Source organism: Streptomyces sp. NPDC028910 (genome assembly GCF_055564955.1).
Window position 1 is genome coordinate 1 of sequence record NZ_JBVHVF010000002.1, and the last position, 15,184, is coordinate 15,184.

14 protein-coding genes and 3 pseudogenes are annotated in these 15,184 nt (G+C 69.2%); 11 read left to right on the plus strand and 6 right to left on the minus strand.

Going from position 1 to position 15,184, the window contains the following annotated elements:
• Nucleotides 1-137 precede the first annotated feature (137 nt).
• Together ACZ4TV_RS02695 and ACZ4TV_RS02700 are read right to left on the minus strand one after the other, a co-directional pair.
• Nucleotides 138-656 carry a GNAT family N-acetyltransferase gene (locus ACZ4TV_RS02695; RefSeq protein ID WP_468130688.1) on the minus strand — a complete coding sequence of 173 codons (519 nt, stop codon included), beginning with the start codon at nucleotides 654-656 and terminating at the stop codon, nucleotides 138-140.
• Between the two features lie 48 nt (nucleotides 657-704).
• Nucleotides 705-1,850: pseudogene (locus ACZ4TV_RS02700) on the minus strand (DUF418 domain-containing protein); the annotation flags it as partial.
• Nucleotides 1,851-2,107: 257 nt separating this feature from the next.
• On the opposite strand from ACZ4TV_RS02700, the gene ACZ4TV_RS02705 reads away from it, so the two are divergent.
• Entirely contained in the window at nucleotides 2,108-4,507 is a 2,400-nt protein-coding gene (locus ACZ4TV_RS02705) for an ATP-binding cassette domain-containing protein (RefSeq protein ID WP_468129940.1), read from the plus strand.
• Nucleotides 4,508-4,602: 95 nt separating this feature from the next.
• Here the strand turns inward: ACZ4TV_RS02705 and ACZ4TV_RS02710 are convergent, their stop codons facing one another.
• Nucleotides 4,603-4,911, minus strand: a complete 309-nt coding sequence (locus ACZ4TV_RS02710) for a hypothetical protein (RefSeq protein WP_468129942.1) — start codon at nucleotides 4,909-4,911, stop codon at nucleotides 4,603-4,605.
• Between the two features lie 176 nt (nucleotides 4,912-5,087).
• On the opposite strand from ACZ4TV_RS02710, the gene ACZ4TV_RS02715 reads away from it, so the two are divergent.
• The 10 genes and pseudogenes from ACZ4TV_RS02715 (at nucleotide 5,088) to ACZ4TV_RS02760 (ending at nucleotide 13,909) form a co-directional block, all read left to right on the plus strand.
• Nucleotides 5,088-6,533 (plus strand): NF041680 family putative transposase, encoded by a 1,446-nt coding sequence (locus ACZ4TV_RS02715; protein ID WP_468129944.1) that lies wholly within the window; start codon nucleotides 5,088-5,090, stop codon nucleotides 6,531-6,533.
• 109 nt (nucleotides 6,534-6,642) lie between these two features.
• On the plus strand, nucleotides 6,643-7,224 hold the full coding sequence (locus ACZ4TV_RS02720) for a putative immunity protein (RefSeq protein WP_468129946.1): 582 nt from the start codon (nucleotides 6,643-6,645) through the stop codon (nucleotides 7,222-7,224).
• Nucleotides 7,225-7,463: 239 nt separating this feature from the next.
• Nucleotides 7,464-8,065: pseudogene (locus ACZ4TV_RS02725) on the plus strand (DUF6000 family protein).
• Nucleotides 8,066-8,536: 471 nt separating this feature from the next.
• Nucleotides 8,537-9,766, plus strand: a complete 1,230-nt coding sequence (locus ACZ4TV_RS02730; RefSeq protein WP_468129948.1) for a tyrosine-type recombinase/integrase — start codon at nucleotides 8,537-8,539, stop codon at nucleotides 9,764-9,766.
• Nucleotides 9,767-9,813: 47 nt separating this feature from the next.
• Entirely contained in the window at nucleotides 9,814-11,508 is a 1,695-nt protein-coding gene (locus ACZ4TV_RS02735) for a hypothetical protein (protein WP_468129950.1), read from the plus strand.
• On the plus strand, nucleotides 11,460-12,164 hold the full coding sequence (locus tag ACZ4TV_RS02740; protein ID WP_468129952.1) for a tyrosine-type recombinase/integrase: 705 nt from the start codon (nucleotides 11,460-11,462) through the stop codon (nucleotides 12,162-12,164). The genes ACZ4TV_RS02735 and ACZ4TV_RS02740 overlap by 49 nt, the downstream gene beginning before the upstream one ends.
• A gap of 207 nt (nucleotides 12,165-12,371) precedes the next feature.
• Nucleotides 12,372-12,734 carry a hypothetical protein gene (locus tag ACZ4TV_RS02745; protein ID WP_468129954.1) on the plus strand — a complete coding sequence of 121 codons (363 nt, stop codon included), beginning with the start codon at nucleotides 12,372-12,374 and terminating at the stop codon, nucleotides 12,732-12,734.
• 14 nt (nucleotides 12,735-12,748) lie between these two features.
• A complete protein-coding gene (locus tag ACZ4TV_RS02750) occupies nucleotides 12,749-13,033 on the plus strand; it encodes a mycothiol transferase (RefSeq protein WP_468130690.1) in 285 nt (94 codons plus the stop codon).
• The gene (locus ACZ4TV_RS02755; RefSeq protein WP_468129956.1) at nucleotides 13,014-13,280 is read left to right on the plus strand and encodes a hypothetical protein; all 267 of its coding nucleotides are present in this window, start codon (nucleotides 13,014-13,016) and stop codon (nucleotides 13,278-13,280) included. Before ACZ4TV_RS02750 ends, ACZ4TV_RS02755 begins: the two co-directional genes overlap by 20 nt.
• Nucleotides 13,259-13,909, plus strand: coding sequence for a hypothetical protein (locus ACZ4TV_RS02760; protein WP_468129958.1), 651 nt, complete (start codon nucleotides 13,259-13,261; stop codon nucleotides 13,907-13,909). Before ACZ4TV_RS02755 ends, ACZ4TV_RS02760 begins: the two co-directional genes overlap by 22 nt.
• A 35-nt stretch (nucleotides 13,910-13,944) precedes the next feature.
• Here ACZ4TV_RS02760 and ACZ4TV_RS02765 read toward each other — a convergent pair.
• The 3 genes and pseudogenes from ACZ4TV_RS02765 to ACZ4TV_RS02775 form a co-directional block, all read right to left on the minus strand.
• Nucleotides 13,945-14,226: pseudogene (locus tag ACZ4TV_RS02765) on the minus strand (ATP-dependent helicase C-terminal domain-containing protein); the annotation flags it as partial.
• Nucleotides 14,227-14,572: 346 nt separating this feature from the next.
• Nucleotides 14,573-14,848 (minus strand): hypothetical protein, encoded by a 276-nt coding sequence (locus tag ACZ4TV_RS02770; protein ID WP_468129960.1) that lies wholly within the window; start codon nucleotides 14,846-14,848, stop codon nucleotides 14,573-14,575.
• Entirely contained in the window at nucleotides 14,766-14,978 is a 213-nt protein-coding gene (locus ACZ4TV_RS02775) for a hypothetical protein (RefSeq protein WP_468129962.1), read from the minus strand. The genes ACZ4TV_RS02770 and ACZ4TV_RS02775 overlap by 83 nt, the downstream gene beginning before the upstream one ends.
• Nucleotides 14,979-15,184 lie beyond the last annotated feature (206 nt).

The following is a 15,184-nucleotide window of genomic DNA, read 5'->3' on the forward strand; positions in this document are numbered from 1 at the left end:
CGGATAGCCCGGGTCGTCTGGTGCCGTGCATTGCAAGGCGGAGGAGGGAGTCCATGCGGAGCATCGACGACCGACGACAACGCGGCAAGGCGCGGCACCAGACGACCCGGGCCCGGCCCTGACCCGCCGGACACCCCCTACGAAGCGCCCGCCCCGCCCGGGCTCGTCGCGGACGCGTCGGCGGCGACCCTGTGCTCCATGCACACCAGGCCCTCACGCGCCTCCCAGGGCTCGGCGACGTGGAAACCGAGCCTCTCGTACAGGGCGATGGCACCGGTCCGCCAGTTCCACACCGTCAGGCGCACGGTGTCGACCCCTTGCTCCGCGCAGTGGGCGAGCGCGGCGGCCACGAGGGCGGAGGCGATCCCCCGGCCACGCCAGGCGGGGTCGGTCCAGACCCGCTTGAGTTCGCACCGGCCGTCCACGGGCGCGCCGACCACCAGGCAGCCCACGGCCCGCCGCCCCAGGAGCGCCACGAACACGGTGGCATGCGCGAAGGCGGCGCGCGGGTCCACCACCTCGGCGCGGTACCGGTCGGGCAGGGCGTCCGCGTCCGCGAGCGGCGTGCCCTTCTCGGCCTCCGTGCGCAGGTGGTACGCGGCCAGCAGGTCCGGCAGCCCGCGCTCGGCGGCCGCGTGACCGGGCCAGCGCACGATGACGGGCCCGGTCCCCGGACGCCGGTCCGGCCGGGCGAGGTGGGTCCAGGCCCGCAGCAGCTTTTCGACCGGGCCGTAGCGGTGCCGGTCGAGCCACCACCGGCTGAGGACCACCTGGAGCGCGAACAGCGTCAGGGCCGTGACGGCCACCGCGGCCGGGGACATCCGGCCGACGAGCGCGGCTCCGTAGCCGGTGAAGAGGAGGGCGCAGACGAGGGATTGGGTGAGGTAGTTCGTCAGGGTCATGCGTCCCGCGGGGGCCAGCACGGCGACCGTCGTACGGCCCCGGCGGCCGTGGGCGAGGCGCAGGACGGTGGCGGCGTACGCGGCGGCCAGCAGCGGGGCGGTGATCACGTCGATGCCCAGCGCGAGGGCCTGGTAGGCGGTGCCCGGGCCGGTCAGGCTCGCGTGGGCGTACACCAGCCCGCCGAGCAGCCCGACGGTGAAGCCGGCGGCCTGGATCCGCCGCAGGGTGCCGAGGTGGGGGGTGAGGTCGGTCAGGGCGCCGCCCCGTCCTGCGGCGAGGCCGAGCAGGAAGGCGGCCAGCGCGGCCGGCGCCTGGAAGAGGACCAGCATGAAGGCGACGTCCGGGAGTTGTTCCAGGTGGGCCGCGACGACCGATCCGGGGCTGCCGCGCAGGGCCTCGGTGGCCCGGGCCGCGTCGGCCGCGGCCGCGACGGGGTCCACCCCGCCGCCTCCCGCCCCGTGTACCGCGAGGGCCAGGAGGACGTACCCGGCCGAGGTGACGGCGAGCAGCGCGAAGGCGGTCCGTACGGCGGTACGCGGCCGGATGCGGTGCACCGCCAGCAGGATCAGCCCGAGGACCGCGTACGTGGTGAGGATGTCCCCGGGGAACAGCACGACGGCGTGCAGGACGCCGAGGACGAACAGGCCGCCGAGGCGGCGGAGGAAGCGCGGTACGAACGGGACGCCGCCGCGCTCGGCGGAGGCCAGTTGCAGCGTGAAGCTGTAGCCGAAGAGGAAGGAGAACAGCAGGAAGAACTTGGCTTCGAAGAGCGCGGCCACCAGGAAGCGGACCGTGTCGTCCAGCGGCCCGCCGAAGCCCGGCTCCTCGACGCCGGTTCCGTGGTAGGCCGAGGCCAGGTAGGTGATGTTCACCATCAGGATGCCGAACAGCGCGAAGCCGCGCAGGGCGTCGACGCCGGCGAGGCGCGGGCCGGGTGCCGTGGTCATGCCGTCTCCTTCCGAGGGGGCTGACGTGGCTGACGTAGGAAGCGGCTCTGGCCACGAGGAAGAACTATCGTTTCCAAAACACTCGTGCTGAGTATGAACGTATTAAAAGTGATCACACAAGGCGATCGCACAAGCTCGGCCGGCGAACCGGTCAGGAATCGAGAAGCGCCCGCCCCCGCACCGCACTTAGCATCGGACCCGGCGACGCCGACGGGGACCGCCGAGGCGGCCCCCGGGGCAACAGAGGGAGACACACGATGAGCAGGGCCAAGGCCACGAGTCCGGACACGCAGTCGCCCGCGCCGCACGTGGCCGACAGCCACGATCTGATCCGCGTGCACGGCGCGCGCGAGAACAACCTCAAGGACGTCAGCATCGAGATCCCGAAGCGCCGGCTGACGGTGTTCACGGGCGTCTCCGGATCGGGCAAGAGCTCGCTGGTGTTCGACACGATCGCCGCGGAGTCGCAGCGGCTGATCAACGAGACCTACAGCGCCTTCGTCCAGGGCTTCATGCCGACGCTGGCCCGGCCGGAGGTCGACGTACTCGACGGGCTGACGACCGCGATCACCGTCGACCAGCAGCGGATGGGCGCCGACCCCCGCTCCACCGTCGGCACCGCCACCGACGCCAACGCGATGCTGCGCATCCTCTTCAGCCGGCTCGGCAAGCCGCACATCGGCCCGCCCAGCGCCTACGCCTTCAACGTCCCCTCGGTCCGGGCGAGCGGTGCCATCACCGTCGAGCGCGGCGCCAAGAAGGCGGTGAAGGCGACCTTCCACCGCACCGGCGGCATGTGCCCGCGCTGCGAAGGCCGGGGCGCGGTCTCGGACATCGACCTGACCCAGCTCTACGACGACTCCAAGTCGCTCGCCGAGGGCGCGTTCACCATCCCGGGCTGGAAGTCGGACAGTTTCTGGACCGTCCGGGTCTACGCCGAGTCGGGCCTCCTCGACCCGGACAAGCCGATCCGCGAGTTCACCAAGAGGGAGATGCAGGACTTCCTCTACCGGGAGCCGACCAAGGTCAAGGTCGAGGGCGTCAACCTCACCTACGAAGGGCTGATCCCCAAGATCCAGAAGTCGTTCCTGTCGAAGGACAAGGAGGCGATGCAGCCGCACATCCGGGCCTTCGTGGAGCGGGCGGTCACCTTCACCACCTGTCCCGAGTGCGACGGCACCCGGCTCAGCGAGGGGGCCCGGGCCTCGAAGATCAAGCGGATCAGCATCGCCGACGCCTGCGCGATGGAGATCCGCGACCTGGCCGAATGGGTCCGCGGCCTCAAGGAGCCCTCGGTGGCGCCGCTGCTCGCCGCGCTGCTGGGGACCCTCGACTCGTTCGTGGAGATCGGCCTCGGTTACCTCGCGCTCGACCGGCCGGCGGGCACGCTGTCGGGCGGCGAGGCACAGCGCGTCAAGATGATCCGCCACCTCGGCTCCTCGCTCACCGACACGACGTACGTCTTCGACGAGCCCACCATCGGCCTGCACCCCCACGACATCCAGCGGATGAACGACCTGCTGCTGCGGCTGCGGAACAAGGGCAACACGGTGCTCGTCGTCGAGCACAAGCCCGAGACGATCGCGATCGCCGACCACGTCGTCGACCTGGGCCCCGGCGCCGGTACGGCGGGCGGCACCGTCTGCTTCGAGGGCACCGTCGAGGAGCTGCGGGCCAGCGGCACCGTCACCGGGCGTCACCTCGACGACCGGGCCGCCCTCAAGGAGACGGTGCGCACGCCCACCGGCTCGCTGGAGATCCGCGGCGCGACCACCAACAACCTGCGGGACGTGGACGTCGACATCCCGCTCGGGGTGCTGTGCGTGGTCACCGGCGTCGCCGGCTCCGGCAAGAGCTCACTGATCCACGGCTCCGTCCCCGCCTCGGCGGACGTGGTGTCGGTCGACCAGGCGCCCATCCGCGGCTCGCGGCGGAGCAACCCGGCCACGTACACGGGGCTGCTCGACCCGATCCGCAAGGCGTTCGCGAAGGCCAATGACGTGAAGCCGGCGCTGTTCAGCGCCAACTCCGAGGGCGCCTGCCCCACGTGCAACGGCGCCGGCGTCATCTACACCGACCTGGCGATGATGGCCGGCGTCGCCACCCCCTGCGAGGACTGCGAGGGGAAGCGGTACCAGGCCGAGGTGCTCGAGTACACGTTCGGCGGCAAGGACATCAGCGAGGTGCTCGCGATGTCGGTGACGGAGGCCGAGGAGTTCTTCGGCTCCGGCGAGGCGCACACGCCGGCGGCGCACCGCGTCCTCGGCCGGCTCGCCGATGTCGGGCTCGGCTACCTAAGCCTCGGCCAGCCCCTCACCACGCTGTCCGGCGGCGAGCGGCAACGGCTCAAGCTGGCCACCCACATGGGCGAGAAGGGCGGCGTCTACGTACTCGACGAGCCGACCACCGGCCTCCACCTCGCCGACGTCCAGCACCTGCTCGGTCTGCTCGACCGGCTCGTCGACTCCGGCAAGTCGGTCATCGTCATCGAGCACCACCAGGCGGTCATGGCACACGCCGACTGGATCATCGACCTCGGCCCGGGCGCCGGCCACGACGGCGGCGAGATCGTCTTCGAGGGTACGCCCGCCGCCCTCGTCGCCGCCCGCTCCACCCTCACGGGCGAACACCTCGCGGCGTACGTCGCCGCCCCCTAGGCCGGCACCGGAAGACCCTCGTGCCCGTAGGCTTGTTCGGCGGCATCTGGAGGCACCTCTAAGCTTGTGCTTTATGGTCGGCGGCTTCGTTGAGGTCAGCAGCGCACGCGGGCGGTGTCGCCGTCGATACGGACGATGCACTCTTTAAAGAGCGCCATGGGCCGACCTTCGTCTTCGGCAACCAGCGTTAGTCCGAGGTCCATGATGGGCTTGATGGCCTGCACTGTTCGAGAGCCGTCGGGGTCCGGGCCGTGCAGGGCCGCCCAGCTCTCGAACAGCGCACGGACCCCTTCCCATCCGGGCCCCGGGATGAAGTGGCAGAGGAACGTTGGCTGATCAATTGCGTACTGCCGTAGCTCGCCGATCCGGGTGTCGCCCTGTGTGAGCCACCACGTCCCGTTCACTACCGCTCCCTTCAGCCACGACTTCGGCGAATTGCCTAAGCTCCCGAGCTCCGTTGTGTCGAATTGTCCGTCGAACTGACTCCCTCACGCGGAAGTTCACCAGACGTGTGGGCGGTCTCCGTCCGATTCTGTGCTCCGACCAAGGAATGCACCGAATCAGAACGAAGGCCGTGGGGATGAGCCTGCCGCACCTCGATGTCCCGGGGGAAGCGTTCGCCGAAGCATCACGCTTCCGGAACGACTTCTTCGACTGCCTGACCGCCCGCGGGGACGAGCTGTTCGAGCTGGCCGACGCGCTGCTGTGTGCGGACGGGCCGGTAACTGCGCCGGTGGACCTGACGTTGGTGGCCGAACATCGGCGCGGACACGGCTCGATGTACGACGCATTGAACAACGGGAACGTCGACGTGCCGCGACTGCGACAAGTGCTAGCCGGGTTACCCATGCCGCAGGCCGCCGACGGGCGCTTGGTCCTGGCGGTGGACATCACCCACTGGCTCCGGCCGGACGCGCCGACCAGTGCGGACCGCTTGTTCTGTCATGTCTACGGCCGCGGTGGCCGGTCCTCGGACCAGTTCGTGCCGGGCTGGCCCTACTCGTTCGTCGCCGCCCTGGAATCGGGCCGGACCTCGTGGTGCCAGATCCTGGATGCCCTGCGGTTGGGGCCGGCCGACGACGTCGCCGAGGCCACCGCCGCCCAGGTCCGTCGCGTGGTCGAGGACCTCATCGACATGGGCCGATGGCACGTCGGAGATTCCGACATCCTGATTGTCTTCGACGCTGGCTACGACGCTCCACGCATGGCTCACCTACTGAAAGGGCTGCCGGTGGAGGTCCTCGGGCGAATGCGCACGGACCGCGTGATGCGCAAGCCGGTCCCGGTTCCCCGGATCTCCCCGCCGGAGGGTGGACGGCCACCGAAGCACGGCAAGGAGTTTCGCTTTGCTCGCCCGGAGACATGGGGTGATCCGGATGCCGCGACGGTACAGGTCACAGACCGCTACGGGACTGTCCGCGCGCTGGCCTGGGACCGCATCCACCCCAGGCTGACCACCCGGTCCGCGTGGATCGACCACACCGGCCCCCTGCCGGTCATCGAAGGCACCCAGATCCGCCTGGAAGTCGACCGCTTGCCTGCCGGCGGGGACCCGCTGCCACTCTGGCTCTGGTCGTCCGCCACTGGCCTGAGCTGCGAAGACGTCGATCGGCGCTGGCAGGCGTTCCTCCGCCGGTTCGACCTGGAGCACACCTTTAGAATGATCAAGCAGACGCTCGGCAGGACCCGTCCGAAACTCCGCACGCCCGTGGCAGCGGACCGATGGACCTGGCTGATCATCGCCGCCCACACTCAACTCCGCCTCGCCCGTCCCCTCGCCGAAGACCTCCGCCGTCCCTGGGAACGTCATGCGGAGCCCGGGCGACTCACCCCCGCCCGCGTCCGCCGCGGGTTCAGGAACCTCCGCCCCCACATGCCATGCCCAGCCCGTGCACCCAAACCGAACCGGGCAGACCCCGGCAGGCCCCTCGGCTCCAAGAACCGACACCCCGCCACGCGCTACGACGGGGGCAAGACCGTCAAACGACCCGAGACGATCACCGAACGCAACCAGGGCAGACCATAAAGCACAAGCTAAGTGCGTGTTTCTGATCCTCAGGCGACCCACGCGAAAGGCGCCTGCACCCACTGGCCGAAGAGGCTCTGACCACGCTCAGCTGCTGCCCCCTGCCGCCTTGCTGTCCAGCGCAATGGGCGAGGATGGAACCATGGCAGGGGAAGCGACCGAGATTGCTCTGAGCAAGCAAGACCTTCGTGAGGTCACCGCGTTCGCTGCGGCATGCGCGGAAGTGGTGCTTGAGGTATTCGAGGCGGATCAGCCGGACGACTCGCGTCCTCGAGACGCTATCGGTGCCGCGTGGGAGTTCGCCCGGGGCGGTGAGCGTGGGCAATCTCTGCGCGACACAGCGTGGGCAGCCCTCAAGGCGGTCAAGAGCGCGGATACTGCCGCTGCGGGCGAGGCAGCTCGGGCAGCGATGTCGGCGGCAGGCGCCGCCTACTTGCATCCTCTGGCCAAGGCCACCCAGGTCAAGCACATCCTCGGAGCAGGCGCTCACGCGGCCAGAGCAGCCGAACTCGTCGCTGGCGACAATCCGAGCATTGGTGCCGAACACGTTGAGCGAGCGGTGCATCGTGCGACACCGGTCGTCGTTGACGTACTCAAACGCTTCCCAGCGGCACCAGACGGCGGAGGACGGGTTGGTGAATTGATCCGCATGCTGGACGCTGACCTTCGTTCACTCAAGCTCACTGAATGACTTTCAGCGCCCAGACAACGCGGCCTCCTGACCAGGAATCTGAAAACTCGCTCAGGCGTCGGCCGGCACCGGTTTCCTCGGCCAGCTGGGGGTGGCGCCCTTCCGGGCGAGTCGCCTGGTCATGAGGGTGATGGCCGCCCAGGTGATCAGGGTCTCGGATTCTCTGAACTATGGCCCGGATCTCGTGGGCCCCCGCTTGTGGGGTTGTCTCCTGGGTAGGTCATGATGCGGCGATGAGCATGCAGCATCCTCAGGAAGTCGGCCAGGGGCATGTCGTGGCCCGGTATGTCGCTGGTGAACGGCGATACCTCAAACTGCTGGGAGGTAATTTCCTCCGCCTTGAGGAGAAGGCGCGGGCTGCCTTCGTAGGCTCGCTGCAAGCTGATTCTTACCAGGCGAGCGACCAGGAGATCAGGGCACTCCTTGGGTATGAATGGCGTTCCCGACTGACCGCTGCGTGGTTGGCCGGTGTGCCCGCCGGGTTGAATGGCGTGAACGCATCGGGGGCCTCCTGCTGGCCAGTGAACTCACCTATGCAGGTCAGGGCTACTGCTTTGCGCTCTCCCGGTTCGGTAGCCAGGATGATGCGGACATCCTTGTTTCCTATTTGGACCGTTATCTTCCGCAGTTGGAATGCCGGTATGACCAGGGATCCGCCCTTGGAGCTCTCATGAAGCTGGATTCCCAGCTGGGCACAAGTCACGCCGAGCGATTCGTTTCTCCGGACGGCCTCTGGGAACGCTGGGTCGATGCGCTTCCGCATACGCGCGGGACCGCGACCGAGTGGGCGGACAGCTCCAGAGCAGCGATCGACGCATGGTGCGGTCCTTGGGACGCTTGACTTGTCGCTCATGAAGCGGAGAACGGTGTCGGCTGTCGGTGGCGCGTCCCGCGATCTGGTTGAAGGTGGGCATCCCGAGATCGACCGCCGAAGCCGTGCGGGCGGTGGCGGCGTCCATCTGGACGAGCTTGTCGTTGGCGCCGGCGAGGCTGGTTTCGAGGCCTTCGACTTCGCCTAGCCAGCCTTCCCGCTTGGCCTCGACGATGCGGTCGATGAGGTTGTCGCGGATCTCGATGAGCCGGGGTCGTTCGGCCGGGTCTGGCCGGAGCATGGCGCATCGCAAGTCCCGTTGACCGAACGAGCTTGGGCTCCCTTCGAGGTCAACTCATAGTGAGGACAAGGTGGTTGTGGCTCATGCTGGCGGGTCGCGGTGACTGCGCGTGTGGTAGTGGATCTGGTTTCATCGCGTGTCGTCGAGTAGGTCGGCCCGTGGAGGAATGGAGGCCAGAGCACAGCACGACGGTCCGGGATGTGGCGGCGCTGAAGGTGGCGAGGGTCGGCCGCGTCGAGAAGAGCGATGACCCGCTGCAGCCGTTCCGGCTCGTAGACGCTGATGGCACCGAGGTGGCGGCGGTCAGTGAATTCCTGCACCACATGCTCGCCGACGACGCGAGTCCGACGTCGCTGCGGTCCTACGCCTATGAGCTGTTGGCGTGGGTCCGGTTCTTACGCGCCGTTGACGTTCCCTGGCATCTGGCGAGCCGGGTCGAGGCCCGTGACTTCGCACTGTGGCTGAAGACCACGAAGAAGCCGCCCCGGCGGCGCCGTCCCGACGCACCCACCCCGGGCTCGGTGAACCCGGTCACTGGGAAGGCCGTGCCCGGCGAGAACTATGCCGCTCGGACAAGGCGGCACGCTCGCGCGGTGATCCGGTCGTTCTACGAGTACCACCGCGAGACCCACGGCCGACCGATGATCAACCCGTTCCCGCAGGGCGGGGCTGCCGACGAGGGGAGTCCGAATGCGCATCACAACCCGATGCAGCCGTTCCGGCGGCCCTCGCGCCGGGGCACCTACCAGCCCAAGGAGCCCAAGCCGACTCCGCGGATCATTCCTGACCAGGCGTTCAACGACCTGTTCGCCGGGTTGAAGTACAACCGGGACAGGGCTCTGATGGCGTTCTGTCTACATCTCGACCGGCGCCCGCGCCTCCGAGCTGCTGGGTGTCCCGCAGGGCCTGGTCTCGCCCGGGGACCAGACGATCGGCGTGGTCCGCAAGGGCAGCCAGGTCCTGCAGCACCTTCCCGCCTCCGCCGACGCATTCGTTGGCTGCGGCTCTACCAGCAGGAACTGCGCGGCATGGTCCCCAAGCACCCGTCGGAGCCGCTGTGGTGGACTCTGCGACGGCCCTTCCGCCCGCTGGAGTACGACGCAGCCCGGATGGTCTTCACCCGTGCCAACCAGCTGCTCGGCGCGAACTGGACCCTGCACGACCTGAGGCACAGCGCGGCCAAGAGGATGGTCCGCGATCCGAACCTGACCCTCGCCGACGTGCAGTGGGTCATGGGACATGCCCACATCACCACTACGGAAATTTACATCGCTCCCACGCCCGACGAGGTCGTCGCCCCCGTCCTGGCCCACCATGAACGACAGCGCGCCGAGCAGGCCAAGCCGCCGGCCCCGCCGGCGCCGGGTTACCGCCCCGAGGTGCTGGCAGCGCTGTTCGGCACCTCGGCTCCGGGCGGCGAAAGCCGGTGAACCCGACCGCGAACGTTGACGTCGCCAGGGCCGTCGAGCCACATGACGTGGGGAACGCGCTGGAGTGGGAACCGCGAGTCGGCGAAGCGAGCTGGTGGCAGACCCGTCAGAGCTGGGAGAGCCTGGTCGAGCGGCTGCTTGGATTGTTCACCGACCCCGGTGCGGGCCTGACCCGCGACAAGACCCGGCGGCGGGGCCTGGGCAAGCTGCTGGACTGGCTCGAAGGCCAGCCGGGAGAGACCTGGCAGGATCGCTGGATGGCCAGCGGGGCGGACGACGCCGGCTTCGAGTGGACCGATCTGCCCCTGCAGGAACGCGGCACATCCAAGAGCCACTGGCGCGATGAGCTGGCCACGGGACTGGTGCTCCTGGTCGCCGGGCAGGCGATCCGCCCCAGCTACCCGTGGCTGCTGCGGCAGCGCGTGACAGTGATGCTCACCGAGTCCCGGGCCGCCAGCGACCCCGATGCCTTCCATCGACTCGAACAGCTGGCTCAGCACGCGACAGCCACAGCGAGGTCCGACGCCCTGAACAAGCTCACCTGGTTCGTGATCCGCAAGGGCGGCCTGGTCAGCGACATCACCGTCGGCGATTGCATCGAACTGACCGCCGCACAGGAACACCACTTCCGTGGCAGCGCCGGCCGGCCGCTGTTCTATGCCCTGCTCAAGGAGACCGGAGTGCTCCCGGCCAGCGCACCGCTACGGCTACGTGCGCTCCGCATCGAAGGCCGCCGCAGCGTCGAGCAGATCGTCGACGCGTACGCCATCGAGTGCCGGGCCGTCCGTGACCTGCTGGTCGAGTACTTCACCGAGCGGGCTCCCGAACTCGACCACGTCTCGCTGCGTTCCATCGCCCGCAACCTGTGCCGGTTGTTCTGGCGCGACCTGGAGATCCACCATCCCGGCATCGACTCGCTGCGGCTGACACCTGAGGTCGCGCAGGCATGGAAGGAACGCCTGGCCTACATCCGTGACGCCCAGGGCCACCCGGTGCGGCCGCGGGTGAACTTCCGCAGCGAACTGGTGTTCGTCCGGGCGTTCTACCAGGACATCGCCCGCTGGGCCGCCGACGACCCGGCGCGCTGGGCGCCCTGGGGGGCGCCGTGCCCGATCAAGGCAAACGAGTGCGCGACGAAGAAGTCCAGGTCAGGGGTGAAGTCCCGGATGGACCAGCGGACCAGGACCCAACTGCCGCAATTGCCCGCCCTGCTCCGCGCCGTCGACCGGCAGCGCAAGGACGCCGAGGCCCGCATCACCGCAGCTCGCGCGATGCCGGCCGGTGGACGGTTCCTCGTCGCCGGGGAGGAGTTCGAGCGCTGCGGGTCCGGGCAGGCCCGCCGCGTCTACGTCACCGAGGTGGCCGCCGGCAGGCGGCGGAACCTGACCCACGAGGAGGAGGCGGCGTTCTGGTCCTGGGCGACGGTGGAGGTGCTGCGGCACACCGGCATCCGGATCGAGGAGATGCTGGAGCTCACCCACCACAGCTTCATCGCCTACAGCCTGCCCACCACCGGCGAGGTGGTGCCGATGCTGCAGGTCGCCCCGTCCAAGACCGATGCGGAGCGCCTGCTGCTGGTCTCCCCGGAGCTGGCGGAGGTGCTGACCGCAGTGATCTTCCGGGTCCGGGCCGGGAACGCCGCCCTGCCGCTGGTGTCGGCTACGACGTGTTCGAGCAGACCTGGAGCCCGCCCATGCCGTTCCTGTTCCAACGCCGGTACGGAACCGAGGACCGGCCGCTGACCCGCAGCTACATCCGCGAGTGCCTAGTCACGACCTCGCAGTCCACCCAGATCACCATGGCCGGCGACCCGCTCGAATGGCGTCCCCACGACTTCAGAAGGATCTTCGTGACCGACGCCATCCGCTCCGGACTGCCCCCGCACATCGCCGCGAAGATCTGCGGGCACGCCATTCTGGATACGACCATGGGCTATGCCGCGATCTACCCGGGGGACGTGATCTCCCATCACCGGGCCTTCATCGCCCGCCGCCGAACTGAGCGGCCCAGCGAGGAGTACCGCGAGCTCACCGCTACCGAGTGGGACGAGTTCCTGGCTCACTTCGAACTCCGCAAGGTCGCCCTGGGAACCTGCGGCCGCGACTACGCGACCCCGTGCCAGCATGAAAACGCCTGCGTCAGATGTCCCCTACTGCTCGTGGACCCGGCCCAGATGCCACGTCTCCAGGAGATCCACGCCAACCTCGTCGACCGCCTCCAGGAGGCCCGGGACCCGGGCTGGCTTGGCGAGATGGCCGCCATCGAGACCACCATGGCCGCCGCAGCGCAGAAGCTGGAGGCCGTGCACGAGCGTGCAGCACAACCGTCCACCGTCCACCTGGGCATGCCCGACTTACGCACCACCGCCGGCAGACTCACCCCTGTCAGGGAGGAGTGACAGCCATCCATGAACCTGGTCCGCCGGTGGTAGGCGCGCGACAGGCTGTGCGCCTACTGTGCGACATCCCGTGAGTTCCACTGATCCCCGGAGAGAGTCCAGCCTGCTGGCCAGGGGGTTCACCCTCCCTCCGTGGCTCGGGTCCCAGTGAAGGAAGTTCATGATTCATGAAGCAATCTCAGCTTTAACGATGGTTCCACTTTCTGGGTGAAGCTGAGGGGGCTCGGGTTGGCGCTGGCCGCTGTACGGGATCTGCGCGACTTCAGGGCACCGGTTTCGACTGAGCAACTGGAGGCGTTCGAGACGGACGTGCTCTCCGGCTTCGTGCTGGCGCGGGCCTCGGCAGGGCTGGCAGACGGCACCATCCGCGGGGACATCGGCAACCTGGAGCAGATCCGCACGTGGTTCGGCCGACCGCTATGGGACATGGAGCCCGCCGACGCCGACGCCTACTTCGGGCGGGTCCTGCGCGGCTCGCCTCCTCGACCAGTAGCGGCAGTTGCTGCGCATCCCCGCGTACGGCCTGACCGAGGAGCAGGGCCGGGTCACTCCCTCCGCCCAGTAAGCTGAGCATCGCCGAACTGATCAAGCACGCCGCGCGCTGCGAGCGTGGCTGGACGGCCCTCGTCCTGCGGCGCTCCGGCGCCCTGCAGCGGGCGGCCGACGAGTCGGACGACGACGAGTTCCGGCCCGCGCCCGGCGAGACCCTTGCCGGGCTGCTGGCCGACTACGAGCTGGCGACCGGGGAGACCGACGAGGCCGTCGCCGGCATCGCCGACCTCGGCCAGGGCGTTCCGTCCCCCGGGGTGTGCCGTGGTTCCCCGCCGACGTCGAGGAGTAGTCGGTGCGGTGGGTGCTGCTGCACCTGATCGAGGAGACCGACGCCACGGCGGTCACGCCGACATCATCCGCGAGAGCCTGGAGGGCGCCACCCTCTACCCGCTGATGGCCGCCGCCGAGCAGTGGCCCGACCCGTGGTTCGAGCCCTGGGAGCCCGGCCGCGCCCGCCGGCTGTGGGATACGGCCGTCGAAGTCGTGCCCCATCGGCCGGATATGGTCGAGGCGCTCTTGCGGACCGGTCCTACGCTGGAGGCATGGCCACCGATCCCTTGCTGAGACAAGGCCCCGACTCGACGGATCTGGTCCTGCGCGTCGGCCCGGCCGGGCCGGCGTGGAACGCGCTGACCTCGGCGGGGCCGGCGCTGTTCACTCCGCTCGCTCTGGGCGTGCCGACCCTGCTCGTCGCCTTCTGGATGGCGCTGGCCGGGGCGCGGGCGTCGACCGTGTTCGTGGTGGTGGGGGTGATCGCCGGGCTGGAGTACCTGATCGGCTGGCTGGCGCTGGCCTTATCCCGGGCCCGGGACATCCTGCGGGTGGAGTTCGCGCCGGCCGGGGTGCCCGCGTCTCTGCGGTTGGTCCGGGCCGCCGGGCCGGACGACTGGCTGCCCGTCAAGACCCTGCGCGAGGTGCGGCTGACGCACAAGGTGGTGGAGCCGTACCAGGGGGACTACAAGCCGGCCGTCTCCACGCTCGCGCTGGAACTCGTCCTGCGGGGCGTCCGGGAGCGGCTCGCGCTCCCGTTCGTCGGCGACCCGCAGCGGCTCGCCGACGCGCTGGAGGCCCTGCTCGGCCCGGCTGGGGTCGTGGTGGAGCTGCGCACCGAGCGCAGCACGCGCGATCGGCCGCAGCCCAACTCCGGCTGGACCTCCGGCGGGTCGGCCTCGGCCGGCTCGGGTGGCGGCTGACCCCGGGCTGCCCGTGGCGCTCCCCGGTTGGGCGTGTTGAGCCGCCGGGTCGGCTCGGCCGCAGCCGGGTCCTCCGGCCACGGGTGGCGGGGGTAGCGGCCGCGGAGCTCGGCCCGCACGGCGCGGTAGCCCTCGCGCCAGAACGACGCGAGGCCGCCGGTGACGGCGGCCGGGTGCCCAGCCGGGGAGAGCAGGTGGACGGTCAGCGGGGCCCGCCCGTCCGCCAGCGCGAAGGCGGCAGACCAGCCGAACAACTCCTGCAGTTTCACCGCGAGTACGGGCCGCTCGCCGCTGTAATCGACCCGGACCCGCGAGCCCGGCCATGGGGACCAGCCGGACAGTCAGTACCGGTGAGAACGATCATGATCGGTGGTGGCGGTCCATCAATGCCCTCGCTCGGGTCGTGAGGCTCCGATCTTTTTCATCGACGAGAAGACCGCGATTCGTTACGCGCCCTCCGCACGGCAACTCATGGAACAGTCAACCGAAGCCGATACCGTGGCTTCACCACGAACCCACGGGTCCACCCCCTCGCAGCACGGCGACGAACCTCCGGGTTCCCACTGAAGACCCTTCAGTTTCCATACTCCCACGGGCATCCACGGATCCAGCCAGGGTGCGTGCAAAACGGGCAATGAAATGATCTCGAAGGTCGATTCACTGTCAGCCGGTCCGGAGGGCGGCGAAGGCGGCCTGTGCTGCTTCGGCGGCTTCCGGGTACGCCTGGCGCTTCTCGTGTTCGGCGAGCGCCCGGTAGATGCTGGCCAGGCCGGGGTTCTGGCCCTTGCGCTTGCCGGTAGGGATGATCAGGTCGATCTGCTCGACGGACTCGCCCGCCGCCCGCCGCCCGGCGCCGTCACACCTCGGAGGAGTACACCTTCGGCGTCCGGCACTTGCCGCCGCTCCGTCGCCGGTGCGCAACGGCGACGTTCCCGACATGCTGCCGTCCGGAGCCGGCATACCTGTCGCCACACGTGTCGCAGATCCAGCGGTAGATCTCCGAGCGGGGCAGGGCGTCGGGATCGCGGTTGGACGTGATCGCCTTGAACAGCAGCTTCAACAGGTTCATCGTTGTTCTCCTCGTCTGGGTGGCCCCGACCCTTGCCGGGGCCATCACATCGTTCCGTAGGGGTCCAGGCAAGGTGAGGCTAAAAGCCGCCACGGGATGATCTTGAAGGCCTGGTAGGGGTTGAGCCAAGGTACGTGTGATCGGGGCCATGGGCCCCCCTCCACCATCCTTTGGTTTACCCCCCCCACATGCAGGGAGCAGGCGGG